Source organism: Winogradskyella sp. (genome assembly GCF_028289625.1).
Classification (GTDB): Bacteria; Bacteroidota; Bacteroidia; order Flavobacteriales; family Flavobacteriaceae; genus Winogradskyella.
Map to the genome: position 1 here is coordinate 32,355 of NZ_JANQOM010000071.1, position 18,189 is coordinate 50,543.

Sequence of the window (18,189 nt, forward strand, 5' to 3'; positions counted from 1 at the left end):
AAAGGTACTAAATTACAGGATTATATGCAATAGACAGAATTGTTATAAAATTGAATTATTCGTAATAAAAAATCCCTTAAATAGAAAATTAACTAATTTTATTTAAAAAATTAACATTTAAGTGAGAATTTGTTAATACCATTTGCGTCTAAATAGTCCAAGAAGAACCTGTGGATCAACAGTAATTATAAATCGAATACGTTCTTCGTAATTGGGCTCTGCAATTTCCCAGCCAAGACTAGAATATACAGGAAAGTAAAGTTCGAAAAAGTCTTCTACAAGGTTAAGTCTTACACCAGAATCGTATACAAATTTTGCACTATTAAATCTGTTTTTAACCAAACCTATATCGCCATAGGCTTGTATATATCTCCAAATGGAGGTACTAAAGTTAGCTGTCGTCATCCATTGGTTCGCAAAAGCGGCATTTAATTCATCTAGTTGCGATTTAAAACCACCCTCCGCGATTATAATTTGTTGACTAAATATTCCGGCATCCTCTGATCGTCCCAGATAGTTGAAATCAAACAAATAATCTTGAGGTCTATCTAAAGCGAAACTAAAGAAATCTGAGGTAGGGTCGGTATTGTTCTTTAAGAAGAATCCCGCAAATAATCTTAAGTTAATGTTTCGATTACCTTTTGTCAGTCTTCTAAACTCGTAATTAAAAGATAGTTTGCTAAAATTGCTCGCAACTTGAAAATCTGTGCTAAAGCTTGAAAAATTAATTATACCAGGGTTAAAACGCGTATACCTTAAATTAAAAACACCATAGTCGGGTTCTTCATCTTCAATTTCTATGACTGCATCTTCACCAATATCCCTATTTATGCTCAAGTATCTTGCGGTGATATTATCTACCCGATCGGCTCTAAAATCGTCATCATTTCTAAATCTAAACGTTAAGGAGGGATTTATTCTTGTAAAAAATGCATCTTCGGCAAACGACTGATAACCAGCAGCTATTCCATAAGTTATATCAAATAAATTTTTGTTTTCTATATTATGGGTGTAAAATATAGATGTGGACCCAGTTAATGCTCTCGACCTAGTAGCATATTGTGGTGAAAACCTGTAATTAAGACGTTTTCTAAGAATGGTTTTATTATAGATTTTAGTTCCAAGGGTTAAGCCATCGTATATGTTTCTAAACTCTACTAAAGGCATAAGAAATACTTGATTATAATAAGGGTCTTCGATATCCTTGAAAAGTCTAAATTGTAAAGGTTTATTGTTTAAAAATGAACCATTTACGGCCTTGTAATTGTCACGTTGATTAAACTCTGGGACAACATTGTAAAAGTCTAATACAAATTTTTCGGTACTATCCTTAGGGAGCCTTATTGTCTTTGTTTTTTTTATGTTTTCGACCCATTGCATACCAATTACAGAATCCTTTTTAATATTGTACAATGATATTGGCATTGAGTTATCACGCTTATTTTTTATGGTCACTACTAAGGAATCCCTTTGTATATCAACGGATTTTATTTTGAAATCAATTTTTTTCCTTGTGCCAACATAATCAGTAAAGAACCAATCCACATTTTTTTTGGTTTTTGAATTCAAAAAATATTCAAAATCTGATATTGATACTGATTTTAGTTTGTAGTCCTCCAAGAATTGTTTAATCGTTTTCGAGAGGCTGATATCATCGGTGAACTTATCCAGATAATTCAAACCGACACCTGCTTTATACTTACCTGCAATATTGGCATTAAATTTCAATAAAGAATCTTTAGATGTAGTGAGGGGTTGGTCTCTATTCTTTCTTGCCAACTCCATAGAATACAAGAAATACTGAAAATTAAAATCCAAATCTGCAGCATGAAAGGCTCTTACACCCCAAACATTAGCCAAAGTACCGAGTAATTTCATGTCTGGGTAATACTCTTCAACATATTTTATCATAAAATAAATTTGAAGCCCTTCACTTAGCCAATGTTCTTTTCTAGGATTGAGTAAAAGAATATTATCGATATATTTTTTTAAAGATGTTTTGAGCAGTTTTAGTTCATACTGAAACTGGTCTGGGAATGGTCTAACAAAATCTGGAAGTTGGTTGAGACCGTAAAGCGGATTTTTGTTATAGTCTATCCGTGAGACTAATAGTCGCTTATGTGGATATTGCCCCAAGTTTTCAGTCAAAAATCTGGCAATCTTGTCCGAAAGAATGGCCTTGTCTGGACCTGGTAATCCTTTTTCGTTTATGTTTGAAACTAGAATTAAATCATCAGTCTGTACAAAACTGAACAAAGGAAATCTTTGAATTGCCAAATAAGTATCAACCCTATCCTTACCATAAAATACTGTGGTTTGACTTCTCTGTGCGGTATTTGGATTCATTGATACAACGTCTAACTCAGAGGTAGCCCTATAATTTATGGGATGTGTTAAATACAGTGTAATATCTGATTTAGGTATAAATAAATCATCAAGATTTTTGTTACTATAGTAGTGCCATTTCCCATCGTAAACGGCTGGAGTAATATACCAGTGCTTAAGTTCAAAATCCTTGTTTTTAGTAAAACCATAATCTGTAAATGTAGCATCTGGTAATACTAGAATATAGTTTAAATCTATACTGTAAGATTCACCAGCCTTAAGAGGTTGGTTTAGTATTACTTTAATAACATCGGGATGTTCGGCTAAATATTCAAATTTAAGCTTAGAATTGTTTACATTGTCTTCAATGGTAGTTATGAGTGTGAAACCTCGTTGCTCACTGTTAGCTAAATGAAATTTAGTACTAAACTCTTCTTCAAAACGTTTCGCCAGAGGTGTAGATTTATTTGAATAACTATTATTCCAATCGTGTAAATAGATTTCATTTAAAGTATTTCTAGTCTCATTTTTGTAAACAATGGATTGCGAAATAGAAATGGTTTTAGTTTCGACATCTACATTGGCATTGATATCAATTTTATTTTGAGCAAAGGTAAACGCACAAATTAAGATTAAAGCATATGATATGAAAAACCGTTTAATCAACGCGATATAACAAATTTTAGGGGTTTAGTATTAGACTGCGAAAAATCTATAAAGTAAATACCATTACCCAAATTACTGGTTTTAAAAACTTGTATTTGGTCCGAACTTGTTTGAAAGCTTTCTACAACCTGGCCAAGTGTATTGTAAACACTTAATTGTTGATTAAAATAGTTAGGTGAATGGATATACATGATTAATTCTGAGCTAATTATTGATTTTTCTAGCTTTATTTGCGCAGTAATTTCCTCCTCGTTTGAAAGCGATAGAGTAACATTTGCCTCTAATGAAAGCGTTACTGGTAAATGATCGCTAAAATTATGGAGCGCATCTCTAATTTCAAAAGAAAAGGGCGATCCAGGAATTTCGCAATCCGATGAATTGATAGCTCTATTCCAACACGAAAACAAGCCATTATTACCATAAACCTGATACGAATCGTCTACATAAGTAATATTGGCTGTACTCAACATATTTTCTGAAGTCATTATAAAATCAAAACGATCATCAAAACCACCTGTTGTACCTCCAAATCCTGTTTGTGTTCTAGTTGATTGTGTGAAGACATCTACAAAATTTGGGTTATTGCTCCAGCTACCAATGCGATTTATAGGATCGGCAAAGGTGATATTATTGGTATTAAGTATAAGCAATAAAAATGCAGGTTCACTCGCGGTGTAGAGGTTGAGGTCACCACCTAATAAGACATTGGCATCTGATGGAAGAGTATTTAGATAATTGTTTAATTCTACGACCATATCAAAACGTCGTTGCTGATTTGCTGTACCGTTAGATGCTTTTAGGTGACATACTACAATATATAGCTCAATCGGATTTGTGTCTTGATCAATGGTGTTGAGTTGGAGTTTGTAAACATTAAAATCCCTTAAATCTGTCGGGACAATAACTTCTTCTTCAAGAATAAACTTAGTACTGTCATAATACAATAAATTCTGTAGATCATTCTGATTTCCAGATAAGTCATCAGAGGTATTAGGAACAAAAGAAGCCATTTCAAAATTAGAATTTATGGCATTTTTAGTAATACTAAGAACGTTGTTGGCACCTGTACTGTTATTGAGTTCGCAAACTAAGAATAAGTCTGGTTGGTAGTCCGATAGTATGAATTCTAGGTCGTCTTCACGATTAGGAACAGCATCCTCTAGAGGATAGTTAAGTAAGTTATAGAACATCACCTTAAAGGTTTCCTGTCCGATAACTTCAAAATTGAATAGTAAAAGAAGCATCAAATAACTTAGTATTTTCTTTTTCATAGCTAATAAATACAACGTTAATTTTCTCTAGAAATTTGGACTTAACCCATATTCTTTGTAGAAACTGTTCAAAATATCAATAACTTCATCGGAAGTATCTACCATATGCAATAAATCCAAGTCTTTAGGGCTAATGTTTCCGGCATCAATTAAAGTGGTCTTAACCCAGTCAAACAAGCCTCCCCAAAATTCCTTTCCGACTAAAATAATAGGAAATGTTTCTATTTTATGCGTCTGTATTAGTGTCATCGCTTCAAAGAGTTCATCCAATGTTCCGAAGCCACCTGGCATCACTACAAAACCTTGAGAATACTTTACAAACATTACCTTTCTTACAAAAAAGTAATCAAAGTCTAAACTTTTATCCTTATCAATATAGGGGTTGTCGTGCTGCTCAAAAGGCAATTCTATATTAAGTCCTACCGAAGTGCCGCCGGCAATATGCGCGCCTTTATTACCAGCTTCCATGATTCCTGGACCTCCACCTGTAATAACACCATACCCATGTTCAACTATTTTCTGTGCAACATCCACAGCAAGCTGGTAATACTTATGATCTGGTTTTGTGCGTGCAGAACCGAATATAGATACACAAGGACCAATTTTACTGAGTTTTTCATAACCATTAACAAATTCGCCCATGATTTTGAAAATCGCCCACGAGTCGTTGGTTTTTATTTCATTCCATCCTTTATGTTTACTTTCTTTTCTCATAATATACTTTTCTTATGTTGCTCAATTGTATTTTAACGAGCTCCTATATCAGACTTGCACAAGATACTATTATTTCAATTCCTTCATTAAAAATTTAGCTGTATGACTTTTTTTATCCTTGATGATTTGTTCTGGAGTTCCTTTGGCTACAACTTGTCCGCCACCTTTGCCACCTTCGTAACCAATATCTATAATGTAATCAACAGTTTTTATAACATCTAAGTTGTGCTCTATAATTAAAACGGTATTGCCTTTATCCACTAGTTTGTTGAGAACTTTCATCAAGACCCTAATGTCTTCAAAATGTAAACCGGTTGTGGGCTCGTCTAATATGTAAAGCGTATTGCCAGTATCGCGCTTACTTAGTTCAGTGGCCAATTTAATGCGTTGTGCTTCTCCACCAGACAGTGTGGTACTTTGCTGTCCCAGTGTTATATAGCCTAAACCAACATCTTTGATAGTTTTAAGTTTCCGATGAATTTTTGGGATATGCTCAAAGAAACTTACAGCTTCTTCAATCGTCATATTTAAAACATCACTTATGGACTTCCCCTTGTAACGTATCTCTAAGGTTTCCCTATTAAAACGTTTTCCTTGGCAAGTCTCACATTCTACATATACATCAGGTAAGAAATTCATTTCAATGACACGCAAACCACCCCCTTGACAGGTTTCACATCTTCCCCCAGCGACATTAAAACTAAATCGGCCAGGCTTATAACCACGAATCATAGCCTCGGGAATCTGTGCGAATAATTTCCGTATTTCGTCAAAAGTCTTAGTATAGGTGGCAGGATTACTCCGTGGTGTCCTTCCAATAGGAGATTGGTTGATATCGATGACTTTATCAATGTGTTCTAAACCTTTGATACTCTTGTAGGGCATTGGTTTTTTTACACCATTAAAATAGTGTGCATTAAGAATGGGATAGAGGGTTTCATTAATTAAAGTAGATTTACCACTACCCGAAACACCAGTGACTCCAATCATTTTGCCCAATGGAAACTCTACATCTACATTTTTAAGATTATTACCTGTACAGCCTTTAAGTATTATTTTTTTGCCATTACCTTTGCGACGCTGCTTAGGAACTTCGATTTCTTTCTTGCCGTTGAGATACTCAGCAGTTAATGTATGCTGTGCACGTAGTTCTTCGGGTGTGCCTTCACTAATTATTTCTCCTCCATGTTTACCCGCAAAAGGTCCTATATCAATAATGTGGTCAGCACGTTCTATCATATCCTTGTCATGTTCTACCACTATGACTGAATTCCCAACATCTCTTAAAGATGACAAGGAATTGATTAGTTTTTCATTATCGCGTTGATGTAAGCCAATACTAGGTTCATCCAGAATATAAAGCACACCAACCAGTTGTGAGCCAATTTGAGTGGCCAATCGGATACGTTGGGCCTCACCGCCTGATAGTGATTTAGAACTTCGATTTAAGGAGAGATAGGTAAGTCCGACATCAAGCAAAAACTGTACACGATTTTTTATTTCCTTAACGATCTCTGCTGATATTTTGCGCTGTTTTTCTGAAAGTCTTTCATTAAGACCCTCTAACCATTCTCCTAGCTCAACAACATCCATTTTTACTAAATCAGCAATACTTTTGCCATCTACTTTAAAGTAAAGTGATTCCTTTTTAAGTCTTGAGCCTTCACAAACCGAACACTCTACTTTATCCATGTACTCTTTTGCCCAACGCACTAATGATGTAGAATTGGATTTATATTGGCTTTCAATAAAATTGGCAACACCTTCAAAATCAATATTGTAATCCCTTGTAACTCCTAGAAGTTTACTTTCTACGGTGAACTTATCTTTGCCGCCATAGAGTATCATTTGTTTGGCTTCTTCGGGAATGTCTTTCCAGGTGTCATTCAGCGAAAAATCAAAGCGTTGCGCAATGGTTTGAAACTGTTTAAAAATCCAACTTTTCTTTTCAGGACCATGTGGTGCTAAGGCACCATTTTTTATAGACAAGTTTTCGTCTGGAACTAATTTTTTTTCATTGACTACATACAATTCACCAATACCATTGCAATTAGGGCAAGCTCCTTTAGGAGAATTAAATGAAAAGTTATTTGGTTCTGGATTAGGATATGAAATTCCTGAAGACGGACACATGAGGTTGCGACTAAAGTAACGCGATTCGTTAGTATCTTCATCAATAACCATTAACACATCATCTCCATGATACATTGCTGTATTTATGGATTCCATCAATCTCTTTTCGCTATCTTTAGAATTATCAATCTTTAAGCGGTCAATAACAATCTCAATATCGTGTGTTTTGTAGCGGTCGAGCTTCATACCTTTTTCCAAATCCACAATCTCGCCATCTGTACGTACTTTGACAAAGCCTTGTTTAGCAATTTGCTCAAACAGCTCACGATAATGTCCTTTTCGAGATCGTATCACAGGAGATAAGATATTGATACGTTTACCGTTAAATGAGTCTAATATTAGATCCTTAATCTGCTCGTCATTATAACTCACCATTTTCTCTCCAGTTTCATAGCTATAAGCATCTGCAGCCCTTGCAAATAATAGCCGTAAGAAATCATAAATTTCAGTAATAGTACCTACGGTAGAGCGTGGAGACTTACTCGTGGTTTTTTGCTCTATAGCAATAACTGGTGATAAGCCATCGATTTTATCGACATCGGGACGCTCGAGACTACCTAAAAATTGACGTGCATAAGCTGAAAATGTTTCGATATAGCGACGTTGACCTTCAGCATAAATGGTATCAAATGCTAAAGACGATTTTCCACTACCTGAGAGTCCTGTAATTACTACGAGCTTCTCTCTTGGAATAGTGACATCAATATTTTTAAGATTATGTACACGTGCACCTTTAACCTCAATAGTTTCGTCAAAATGGCTCATAAATGGATACTAAATTCTATAATTTGTGGCAAAGTCGCAAAGGTACGATTTTTGATGTTAAATTGATGTGAAAGTATTACTACGATTGTAAAACAAAAGCTCTGAAAAATCAAAACCGATATTCCTCGGTTTTATATAAACTAAAAGAGATTGACCTTGTTTAAATTTATTTAATTGTTTTATCTTTTATTATTAAGGTTTTCCTATCTTAGTTATAACAACCAAGGATGATGTCCAAACAAAATGATTTTACTAAAGCTATCCTGAACCTAATAGAAGCGATACTTAAGGCTTTAGGTTATAACACAACCAAAAAGCGCACTTGGCATCAACATGTTGTGCCTTATGAAGATGGATGGGCAGTGCGAAGAGAAGGCAATAAGCGCATCACTTCAAAGCACCGTAAGCAAAGTACAGCCATACGTAAAGCTAAAACTCTTGCTAAACGCTATAAAGCTGATGTAATTATACATAGAGAAGTCGGTGGGATTAGATATAGAATTAATCATGAGGATTAAAGATTACTTTATTTTTTAGCTCGAGTGTTATAAACCACTTATAATTTAAACAACAAATTAGCTATACAATTAAATTGTCATTGTAAGCCTACCTTTCTACAAACTTTGAAGGACAACAAAGTAATCTTCTTATTATAATTTTTTTCACTAAAGATAGATGTAAAGCATTATACAGATTAATTTAACATTTCATCTGTTTTATTATCTATAACTTGCTAAATATGATAATTTAACATATCTCCTTAAGTACTGTACCCTTAACAGTATAGAACTATCATAATTCGTTGTTAACTCCACCGAATAGCATAATTACACTTTATTAGTAGAGGTGGTTTGCTATTAAACAAATCTATTATTAATGCAAGAAATAAATAACACACCTAACAACGAAAATCTTAAACAGTTTTTAAATAAGAATAGTTTTAAGATTAAACCAATTTTATTAGAGTTACCAAATTATAAATTTTTTCATACCTCTATACAAGATGATAATAAAGTTAACGGACGCTTTGTAGGACGTGTAAAAATTATTAATAGACTATTAAGCTTTATTAACGAAACTTCTAGTAATACAGGGTCTTATTTAATTACAGGTTTTAGAGGTATGGGGAAAACCTCAGTTGTAAAAAAAGCCTTAGGGTCTTTAAATTCAAAACCTAAAAGCATCAGTTTTATATTAATCTGGGTAACCTTACTGCCATTTATATTTATGTCTCATAGAATAGCAAAGTATTTGAATTCCTTGGTACTAAAAGGGGAGGATTTTTTTCTTCTTATTTCTTTATTTCTTGCATTTTCAATACTAACTATTCTTTTATTAGGAAAAGAAAATGCAAGAAGAGATAAATTAGCTTTTAATTTTAGTCTTAAGCGGATTTGGGATATTTTCAAATATGGCATTGAGTCCATTTTCAATCCAGTATTTGACAAAAGTAAATTTGCTTTTTACTCTAAGCTTCGATTTGTGTTTATCTACTTTTGGGTATTAGTTTTTTATACAATTAGAATATGTTATATAGTTTATTGTTTGAGTGAGTCAAAGATTCCTTTTGGCGGTGTCTACATATCTCATATCGCATTCTGGCTAATAACAATAGATTTAGTAGTTCTATATTTTTTAATTGATATATATGAGGCCATTATAGTTTTGTTAAAAAGTAAAGGTATTGATAGAAAATTATATCGTACCACTTTAGTTATTGCCATTTGTGTTATTTTTTTATTAATCCATTTTATCTATGTTAATGGTATAATAAGTCAATCAGATTTTTTTACCAAATTAACGGATAAACGTATTCTATTTATTTCTTGGCTTTGTTTTTTATTCACCTTGAGCTTTATTTTAATAAAGTATACTATACTCTCAAAGCAACCTAAAAGAAAGCTAAAGGTTTATAAGAATGCCTTAAGAAGAATTACAGGTTTTTTTAATTTTCAACATTACATAACAGTTAATGTCAATTTAGGTAAAGATAAGCTTACAGAGAAAGATGTATTAAAATACCTTACAAACGAATTATATAAAGTCTATTCTGATTGGTTTGTAAATGTTAAAAACATAAAACGGATTTTAAATACTGTAGGACTTATAACAATATTATATATCTTCTTCACCTTTTTCTACACAGGATTTTTAGGTTCCGAATTCTCCAACTTCAGTAATAAAACTATCCGTTTATCGTATTATTTTCCGAGTCAATCTTTACTTGTTACAGATAAGGGTATAACATCAAAGGAGGTAAATGACTTGTTTTATGTGAAAAGTAATGAGGATAAAAATGACAAAAGTAAAAGGCAGGCTACATTAGACGAATACATTCAAAAGCTTGAAGATAAGACAATTGATGCAGATACTGATATAGTTTTATTTGAAGAAGATAGGTTCTGGGATAGTAGAGAAGATAATGATGGACAATATTCAGTATTAACATATTTTCATTTTGGAATTATTCAGATATGTAATGAGCTCGATTATTTAACCTTAAAATTTTGGATCAACCTAAAACGCATTTTAGTCTTTGAGCATTTCGATGGTAGTGAAAATCAGTTTTCAGGCCTAGTTAATACTATTTACCCTAATATACCTATATTGTTTGTGTATATGATGATGTTACTATTCTTGTTAGCATTAAGATTTATACCCAAACGATTTTTATTAATTAGCACGCACTTTCATACACTTTTAGAATTAAAAAACATAAAAAAGCAAATAGAAGCCTCTATAACATATGAGGAAAACGCCAATGCTGTTGCCATGCAAACGTCATGGTTTAACTTTAAAAAGCAAACCAATTATTCACCGTTAGAATCTAAAGACATTACACAAAAATTAATTCATTTATTAGATGCAGTGGATCGTATACCTTCAATATTTATAAATGTAAAATTTATATTTGTTTTTGATGAATTAGATAAAATAAATCCACATGGTACTGTTGTGCTTTCATCTAAAGAGGATGAATTCGAAACAGATCACAACGAGGTAAGATATCAAGCCAGACGAAAAGAACGTATTGCATTGATTTTATCAAGTATGAAGCATTTTCTTAATTCAGCAAAGGCTAAGTTTATTTTTATTGCAGGTAGAGAGATGTATGATGCGGCATTGGCAGGAATATCGGATCGCGAATCTAGCTTAGATAGTATTTTTAGTGATAATAAAATTTATGTAAATAGTTTTTATACAGAAGGCGCAGATGGTAATAAAAGTGATATTACTAGTATCACTGAGCAATATTTATGTCAATTTTTAATACCAGAATCTTTCTTGTCGCAGCATACGCATACACAAAAACCGAGTTTAAAACTATATAATAATTATTTAAAGGATTACTATGAGAAACATAGTATTGAAGATTCAGATGAGAAGCGAAAAAAAATCATCACTACATTAAAAGATTTTATTGTTTACTTGAGTTATCGAAGTAACGGAGCTCCAAGAAAACTGTCTAATTTAATAGAACAATACACAAAGCCTATTTTGCTAGAGGACCTAAATGATGACAGTGAATTAGTTGTAGGTAGAAATGATAATAATATATACTTAAGTATAGGATATTATAATCAGTACAAGTTTTCGCTTATATCTTCTATGACAACTCCAGTTTTTTTAGGTGTCGGTAATTTTATTCATGAGTATAGTGATAAGTTATTAGTATCTATTAGTTATATGCTAGATCACCTTTATAAGTTTCATAAATTTGGTATTTCTTACCGCAGTTTATCCTTGACTCCCGAAATTATCGATATCAATAAAGAGCCTCAGTTTAGAGAATTTTTAGACAAGTTGGTTCATGTTTTATCACAAAGTCACTTGAGACCAATTGTGAGTGGTATTTATGACTTTAAATTTCATAGTAAAATATCTTCAGAAATTAAGTTTTTATCTAAAATAGACGAGTTAGAAGGTGCTGCCTTAAATTTCACTCTCGATGAGTCAATAGAGCTAAAACGTTATTTCAATAAACGACTAGAACAATTAAATGCCATTAACGAAAAGAAAGTTATAAAAATAGAATCTAGTGATGAGCAACACATTAATAATAAAGGTCTTTTGCATGTAATGATCGGAGATTTGCACTTCTATGATGAAGAATATCATGAAGCCATTTCTCATTATTTGGAGTCCATACAAAATTTAAGACATGTCGACCTCAGAAAGATGGTGCTCTATGATTTTATCATATTTGTGAGAAACAAACTAAAGCTAGGCTTGGCATACGAAAAAAACAAGATGTACGATAATGCTTTAATGACGTACTCAGAGTTAACCGATATAATTTTAAGAAAACGGAACATACCAATACGTAAGTTTGGTTTGGCACGATTTATTATAACTCCGAGTCAATTAAAAAGAATATACAAGAATAAAGACTTACAATTTACTAAAAAAGCACCAATAGAGCGTTTTGCTGAATTAAAGGATTACATCACGCAAGTAACCAATGGTTTAAAGCAAAAAAACAAGAACCTTAAAGGTTATGACGTTACCAAATCTAGTTTCATGCAAAAAGAACTAATTGTATTAGGACGTTTAAAGTCAGAGCTAGTTACTTCTATGGACTCTGAAAATGATTTTAAACATGCCAATACTTGGAAACGAATTTATCCATTAGCTAACATGCAAGTATATTATGGGCTTAATTCCGAAGGTCTAATTGCAGATTTAGATACCATAGACACCAATTATAAACCTTTAAAAAATTACTTCTTACAATCGACATTGGAGAATATTAGGCTACTCTATCAGCCATTAATTGCAAAATTACACATGATTGAAAAATCTGGACCTGATAAATTAAAAGATGTAGATATTACGCGTGCTATAGAAGAATTTAATTTTATTAAGCGTCCGCTTAAAACAAATGAGAAGCGCGTTGTAGTGTCAGAATTTTATAATAAAATTGGGGACTTGCTATATTTCAAAAACGGAACACTCAACAAATGTTTTAAAAAGCAAGTACTCTCTAATTTAGAACTGCTAGTACAACACAATGGTTTTAGCAATAAGGAAAAAATTGAAACTATAGAAAAGAAAATCCTGGTTCAATTAGAGTTTCTTAACTTATCAGCGTCCAAGTTAAGTAAGAAAAAAATTAAGGCTATAAAAGATAACATAACGAAGCAAATAGCATTACTAATGGCCTTGAGTAACTCCGAAAATCAGAATAAAATTAAAAGTTTACAGCTAATATTAGATACAGAACTAGATCTTTTATTGCCCTTAAGAGAAACTGATATTAAAGCCAAAATTAAAGTCATAGAATCCACAATAGTAAAGGAATTAAAACAAATAATTCTTTTAACAACAGAGGAAAGTAATCAGCAGATTAAAAGCTTAAAAAATATATTAGTATCTCCCGTAGACGCTACTATATTTTATATAAAATCATTAGCAGTGTTACTCATACCAGAGCATAAAGTGTGTTTCACTGGCTCTAAAGTATTAGAAATTGAAATTGATTTATTGACTTTTTACAATACTTTACTTGTTAATACTGGTGAAACGCACGATACTTTTTTTAAATTATTAAAAGAAAATCTTGACGATATTAGAATAAAACTAGATATCGTAACCACCAAAAACAACAATAGCTTTAAAGAACGCTATTCTCACGAATATCTGAGTTCTATAGCTAATGGAGTTATAGATTTGGCAGAATCCTTATCTAGTTTTGTGATAGACAGCTACACGCATAGACATTTGCCAAATAAGTTTTTGTATGTTTTTGATAATTTGGGCTTAACATTATTCGAAATCATTAGGCTATACTATCAGGCTTATGAAATCTATCATAGTATAGGCAGTTATCGATTAGCTAAGTCGCAACTTCTTAAAATATTACACATTGTAAGAGAAGCCACTATAAGAGGAAAGTGCGGTTATTTCTTGGTTGATGGTTGTGATTGGGTTAAAGGAAATACTATAGATGATATTGTAAAACAAGCGATTCAATGCGTTTATGCCACATATGGGTACAGTCATTTTATAGAAGGTAAAAAAATATCAGAGTTAATGGAGGAAGGCATAGCGTCGTTTGGTGAAAATATACCTATTGAGGGTGTTACGACCAATCTTACCAAATCTAATGTCGCTACAGAAGTTAATGAGATTGTGCTTTTAGTAATGCGTATAGAATTAAATAGTATAGACCGTCAGAATGACGAAATGCTTTTAAATTTTCAAGAAACAATAACTAACAACATTAATACGGTTTCCTTTATAAGACGAAAACACAATAGGATATTACAGTTACGATTAAAATTAAAAATCAATAGGTTGCTGTTCGATCGCTATTTTAATACAGATTCAGAAAATTATATAAAGGCTAATCCATGTTTGTTCAATCGCTATTTAATGGCTAATAATTTTACCAAGAATCAATTTAAAGCCTATCTCATATTGGATAGTTTAGGAGCTAATACAGAACTACTAAAATCACATTACTTATTTGATATTAATTATGTAACTACTAATCACAACCAATTAGCAAAAGCACACTATGCAATGGCTTTTTGGAGTAAGCATTATGCTGTTCTTAACTCAGAAGGAATTTATACCAAAATCATAGAAGAAACTATATTAAATACAAAAACATCTATGCATATTAATGAGGCCTATCACCTAAGCTTGGCATACGAGTTTAATGTTAAAGTACAGAACTTCCATTCTAGAGGTGAGCCTTATAATGTATTTTTAAAAAGTGCCTCATACTTAGATGATTTTTTTAACGATAATTTAATTCATTTTTCAATGGCAATCGAACGAAACACCATTCACGAGAGAGATTGCGGTACCACACATTTTATTAATGAAATTCAATCAGAATTAGAACAATTGAATATTGGTAGTGAAGACCCTTTTGAATATACAAACTACTACCATTAAAATAACTCAAGATAGCCCTGTTAAAGAATAGTGCCATATGAAGAAGGATGGGCGGTTCGCAGGGAAGGTAACAAGCGCATTACTTCAAAACACTGAAGGCAAAGTATGGCGATTCGTAGAGCCAAAACTCTAGGCAAGCACTATAAAGCTAATGTTATTATTCATCGTGAGCGTGGAGGTATACGTCATCGAATCAGTTATAAAGATTGATGTTAAAGTTAAAATGTTGTTACTAAGGCGTTAATTTCTTGCCAAAGCAGCAATAGTAACATCCAAAACCTCTCTAAATAGAGTATATAAGGTATAAACTTTAATAGACTTGCTATGAAACTGCTACAACTATTTGGAAAACAAAAATTGAAACATGCAGTGCTTTCAAAAAAGAATTCTAAACTTAAACTTGAGCTCCTTAAACGTCGTGTGAGACCAAAGCGTTATGTAGAGGATGGTGAAGCATCATTATTTATTTAATTTGTAATTATTGTTGCATTAATTTATTGGTAATTTTATAAGTTAATTTTTACCTTAGTTCTATAATAAAACTAATTGAAAATTTATATGAAATTACTAGGCATAGGTTCTCGGATTAACCATCCAGAATATGGTAAAGGAGTAGTTACCAATGTAACTTCAAAACATTATTGGGTAACGTTTATAGAGAATGGGCTAGAAACTTTAGAGCTTGAAGATGAGTTCGAAGTCATTGAAGCTGCTGAAGATGATGTAGATACGGTTAGTTTTTATGAAGTTGAAAAAAGTTTGCGGGATATTCTTAAGAAATGGTCTGACGTATCTGAAGTTATTGCCATCGGTGATAAATGGAAGGGAGGCAAACTAATTATGCAGCCAGGTGATGAAAATCTAAAAGCCAGTGAGTTACCCATAGATAAATTCTTTCATAAAATAACCATGGTTCGTGATCGTCTGCGTGTGATGGAACAAAAGATCAACTCTAGTAATTTAGAAGAACAGGAAAAGATAGATTTGCAGCAATACATCACAAGATGCTATGGTAGTTTAACTAGTTTTAATGTACTGTTTAAACTAAAAACCCAACAATTTGTTGGGCAAAGAAGTAAATGACTATTTAGTTGTTAAAGCTTAATCCTCTTACTTCTCCCATATCCAAGTCTAAAACTAGTAGCTTATGTGAAGTTGGTAGCAAAGCTCCACTTTCTGTAGTGATCCATTGGTCCCAAGTCGCTTCTAAGCCTTCAATCGGTAAGATATCTACCCACATTTGGTAGCTTTTTGGTTTACCAGTGTCATCAAAGTGCCATAAGTAGGAATCGCCTGGAGTTGTACCGCCAGAGGTATAAGTGACTAAAAGCGCATCTTCATCCTCTTCTGTTTTTACCAATCGACGTTCTGTACCATGATCAAACACTTTATATGGTGCTACCAACCAAAAGGAATCATTGTTAAAATAGGCATGTGCTTTGTTAATATAATCTTGCTTTTCTACGCCATTGTATTCTTGTTGTCCAGCAAAGACTTTAGAATTATTGTTGTTTTCTAAATCTAATATCACGGTAATTTCATCCCAAGAAACCTCACAGGTTTTATCGGTTTTATACCATTTATAATGATTTCTCCCCTTGAAAGTCCATTCCAAGTAATCTGTATTAAGGTAGGCCTCTTCATTTAAGGCCTCAAGCATTTTAATGGCTAATTGATCTGCTTCAGGGCCTTCAATACCTTGGGGCAAATCTTCATTGTATTTCAGATATAAAAACCCAAAGAATAGGAGTGAGGGTAGAGTTAGAAAGACTATTACTCCTCCGATAATTTTTAAGATACGTTTTGTTTTATTCTTTTTTGCCAATGTTTAAAAGTTTAAAGCAAAGATAATTTTTCTTTGATGGCTTCTGCCAAAATCAAAGCTGCTTCTGGATGGTTTCTAAACCATAACTCGGGTTCAATAAGTTCTAATTCTGCTAAAGCAATTTTACCATCATTGTCATTAAAAATATCCACTCGGGCATATAAAGGCAGTTCCTTACAGGCTCTTACCGTATTTTCTGCAAATTCAATCTCCGCTTCTGTCGGAGTATAACTATGAACTGAGCCTCCAAAATCATCTTGAACCCTAAAGTCTCCAGCCTTTGCTTTCTTCAAAATAGCATGTGTAAATTGCCCGTTAAAAACCATCATGGATACTTCACCTTCTAAAACGATACGATGCTGAAAGGGCTGCAACATCATAGCTTCATTTTCTATTAATACCTTATACACTCCTTCATGATTAGCTCTATTTTCGGCATTTAGTTTATAAGTATGGCGAGCTGCACCAGACACACAAGGTTTTAAAACGGTGTCTGTCCACCCAGTTTCGGTGTGTAGTTGTTCTAAACTTTTAGTAGTGCCAGCTTCTATAAATAAGGTTTCAGCAACATGAACACCATTATTTTGCAAGTCTTGTAAATAGTGCTTATCAATATTCCAACGGATTAAGGCTTCAGAATTTATGAGTGTTGTTACTTTTGAAACTGTATCTAACCAATTCGAAAATTTAGGGAAATCATCAAAATAATCCCAAGTCGTCCTAAACAGTATGGCCTTGGTCGAAGACCAGTCAAAATAGAGATCGTTCCAAGCCAATCGAATCGTATTTAGACCTAATTTACCCAAAGCATTAGTAACTAAAGCATCTTCTGTTATAACGTTTTTGGTGTAATCGTCGATGGTCTTGGGATAGGCGTGTTTATGGTCCGTAAGGATGACGATATCGTACTTCATTTATTTTAATCGTTTTAAAGCTTCTCGCATACTCAAAGGTTTTAAATCAGCTTTAGAAGTAAATTCCAAAACGGATTGAGGATTCGTTTTAGCATATTCCCGTAACGCCCAGCCAATGGCCTTTTGAATAAAAAATTCATTAGAATTGGCATGTTTTTCACACACCTTAAAGAGAATCTCAACATCCGTTTTGGTTTTGTAACCAAGTTGAAAAAGTATGGCTGATCTGTTGAGCCACAAGTGGTCAGTATTTGATAATTGCTCTATGTAAGCATTTCTTTTGTCCCAAAATTGTAAGATATAATTGCCTAGGATATGTTTCGCTATAAAATCGACTGTATCCCAATGTGGTTTATTAGCGATTAAATCGGTAATGAATTTAAAATCGGGCTCAACATATTTGTTTTTCAAAAATTTGCTCACAAATTCTATGGCACAATAATGAAATTCACGAGCCTCTAATTCATAGAGTTCAATAGCTATAGCTCTACAATTTGTTTTCAGTTCATTGCTGTTAGCATTAGAAATATCTTTTAGTATTTTTTGCCGTTTTGGGGCTTTTATGCCAAAAAAAGGAAATAAGTCTTTCATGTAAGCCTGCATTTGCAGAGCATTATCGCGATTTGCCTGAGCTTCAAACTCAGCACTGAGTTGATTAATGAAAGACATT

At 32.9% G+C, this 18,189-nt stretch carries 11 protein-coding genes and 1 pseudogene; 5 read left to right on the forward strand and 7 right to left on the reverse strand.

What is annotated here, in order from left to right; genetic code table 11:
• Positions 1–132: 132 nt before the first annotated feature.
• The 4 genes from Q0992_RS14280 to uvrA form a co-directional block, all read right to left on the reverse strand.
• Complete coding sequence (locus tag Q0992_RS14280) at positions 133–2,991, reverse strand: metalloprotease (RefSeq protein WP_299525849.1); 2,859 nt, start codon at positions 2,989–2,991, stop codon at positions 133–135.
• On the reverse strand, positions 2,988–4,262 hold the full coding sequence (locus Q0992_RS14285) for a T9SS type A sorting domain-containing protein (RefSeq protein ID WP_299525852.1): 1,275 nt from the start codon (positions 4,260–4,262) through the stop codon (positions 2,988–2,990). Before Q0992_RS14285 ends, Q0992_RS14280 begins: the two co-directional genes overlap by 4 nt.
• 27 nt (positions 4,263–4,289) lie before the next feature.
• The gene (locus tag Q0992_RS14290) at positions 4,290–4,976 is read right to left on the reverse strand and encodes a TIGR00730 family Rossman fold protein (RefSeq protein ID WP_299525855.1); all 687 of its coding nucleotides are present in this window, start codon (positions 4,974–4,976) and stop codon (positions 4,290–4,292) included.
• 69 nt (positions 4,977–5,045) lie between these two features.
• Positions 5,046–7,874, reverse strand: coding sequence for an excinuclease ABC subunit UvrA (uvrA, locus tag Q0992_RS14295; protein ID WP_299525858.1), 2,829 nt, complete (start codon positions 7,872–7,874; stop codon positions 5,046–5,048).
• A 230-nt stretch (positions 7,875–8,104) separates the two neighbouring features.
• On the opposite strand from uvrA, the gene Q0992_RS14300 reads away from it, so the two are divergent.
• The 5 genes and pseudogenes from Q0992_RS14300 (at position 8,105) to Q0992_RS14320 (ending at position 15,863) form a co-directional block, all read left to right on the forward strand.
• Positions 8,105–8,392, forward strand: coding sequence for a DUF2188 domain-containing protein (locus Q0992_RS14300; RefSeq protein WP_299525931.1), 288 nt, complete (start codon positions 8,105–8,107; stop codon positions 8,390–8,392).
• 358 nt (positions 8,393–8,750) lie between these two features.
• Positions 8,751–14,780, forward strand: coding sequence for an ATP-binding protein (locus Q0992_RS14305; RefSeq protein WP_299525861.1), 6,030 nt, complete (start codon positions 8,751–8,753; stop codon positions 14,778–14,780).
• 30 nt (positions 14,781–14,810) lie between these two features.
• Positions 14,811–14,990 (forward strand): annotated as a pseudogene (locus Q0992_RS14310) (DUF2188 domain-containing protein).
• 114 nt (positions 14,991–15,104) lie between these two features.
• The gene (locus Q0992_RS14315; protein WP_299525864.1) at positions 15,105–15,251 is read left to right on the forward strand and encodes a hypothetical protein; all 147 of its coding nucleotides are present in this window, start codon (positions 15,105–15,107) and stop codon (positions 15,249–15,251) included.
• Between the two features lie 87 nt (positions 15,252–15,338).
• Complete coding sequence (locus Q0992_RS14320) at positions 15,339–15,863, forward strand: hypothetical protein (RefSeq protein ID WP_299525866.1); 525 nt, start codon at positions 15,339–15,341, stop codon at positions 15,861–15,863.
• 4 nt (positions 15,864–15,867) lie between these two features.
• Here Q0992_RS14320 and Q0992_RS14325 read toward each other — a convergent pair whose 3' ends face one another.
• The 3 genes from Q0992_RS14325 to Q0992_RS14335 are packed head-to-tail and all read right to left on the reverse strand — an operon-like array spanning position 15,868 to position 18,188.
• Complete coding sequence (locus tag Q0992_RS14325) at positions 15,868–16,605, reverse strand: hypothetical protein (protein ID WP_299525869.1); 738 nt, start codon at positions 16,603–16,605, stop codon at positions 15,868–15,870.
• 11 nt (positions 16,606–16,616) lie between these two features.
• Positions 16,617–17,519 (reverse strand): hypothetical protein, encoded by a 903-nt coding sequence (locus Q0992_RS14330; RefSeq protein WP_299525872.1) that lies wholly within the window; start codon positions 17,517–17,519, stop codon positions 16,617–16,619.
• Positions 17,520–18,188, reverse strand: a complete 669-nt coding sequence (locus Q0992_RS14335; RefSeq protein ID WP_299525875.1) for a DNA alkylation repair protein — start codon at positions 18,186–18,188, stop codon at positions 17,520–17,522.
• Position 18,189 lies beyond the last annotated feature (1 nt).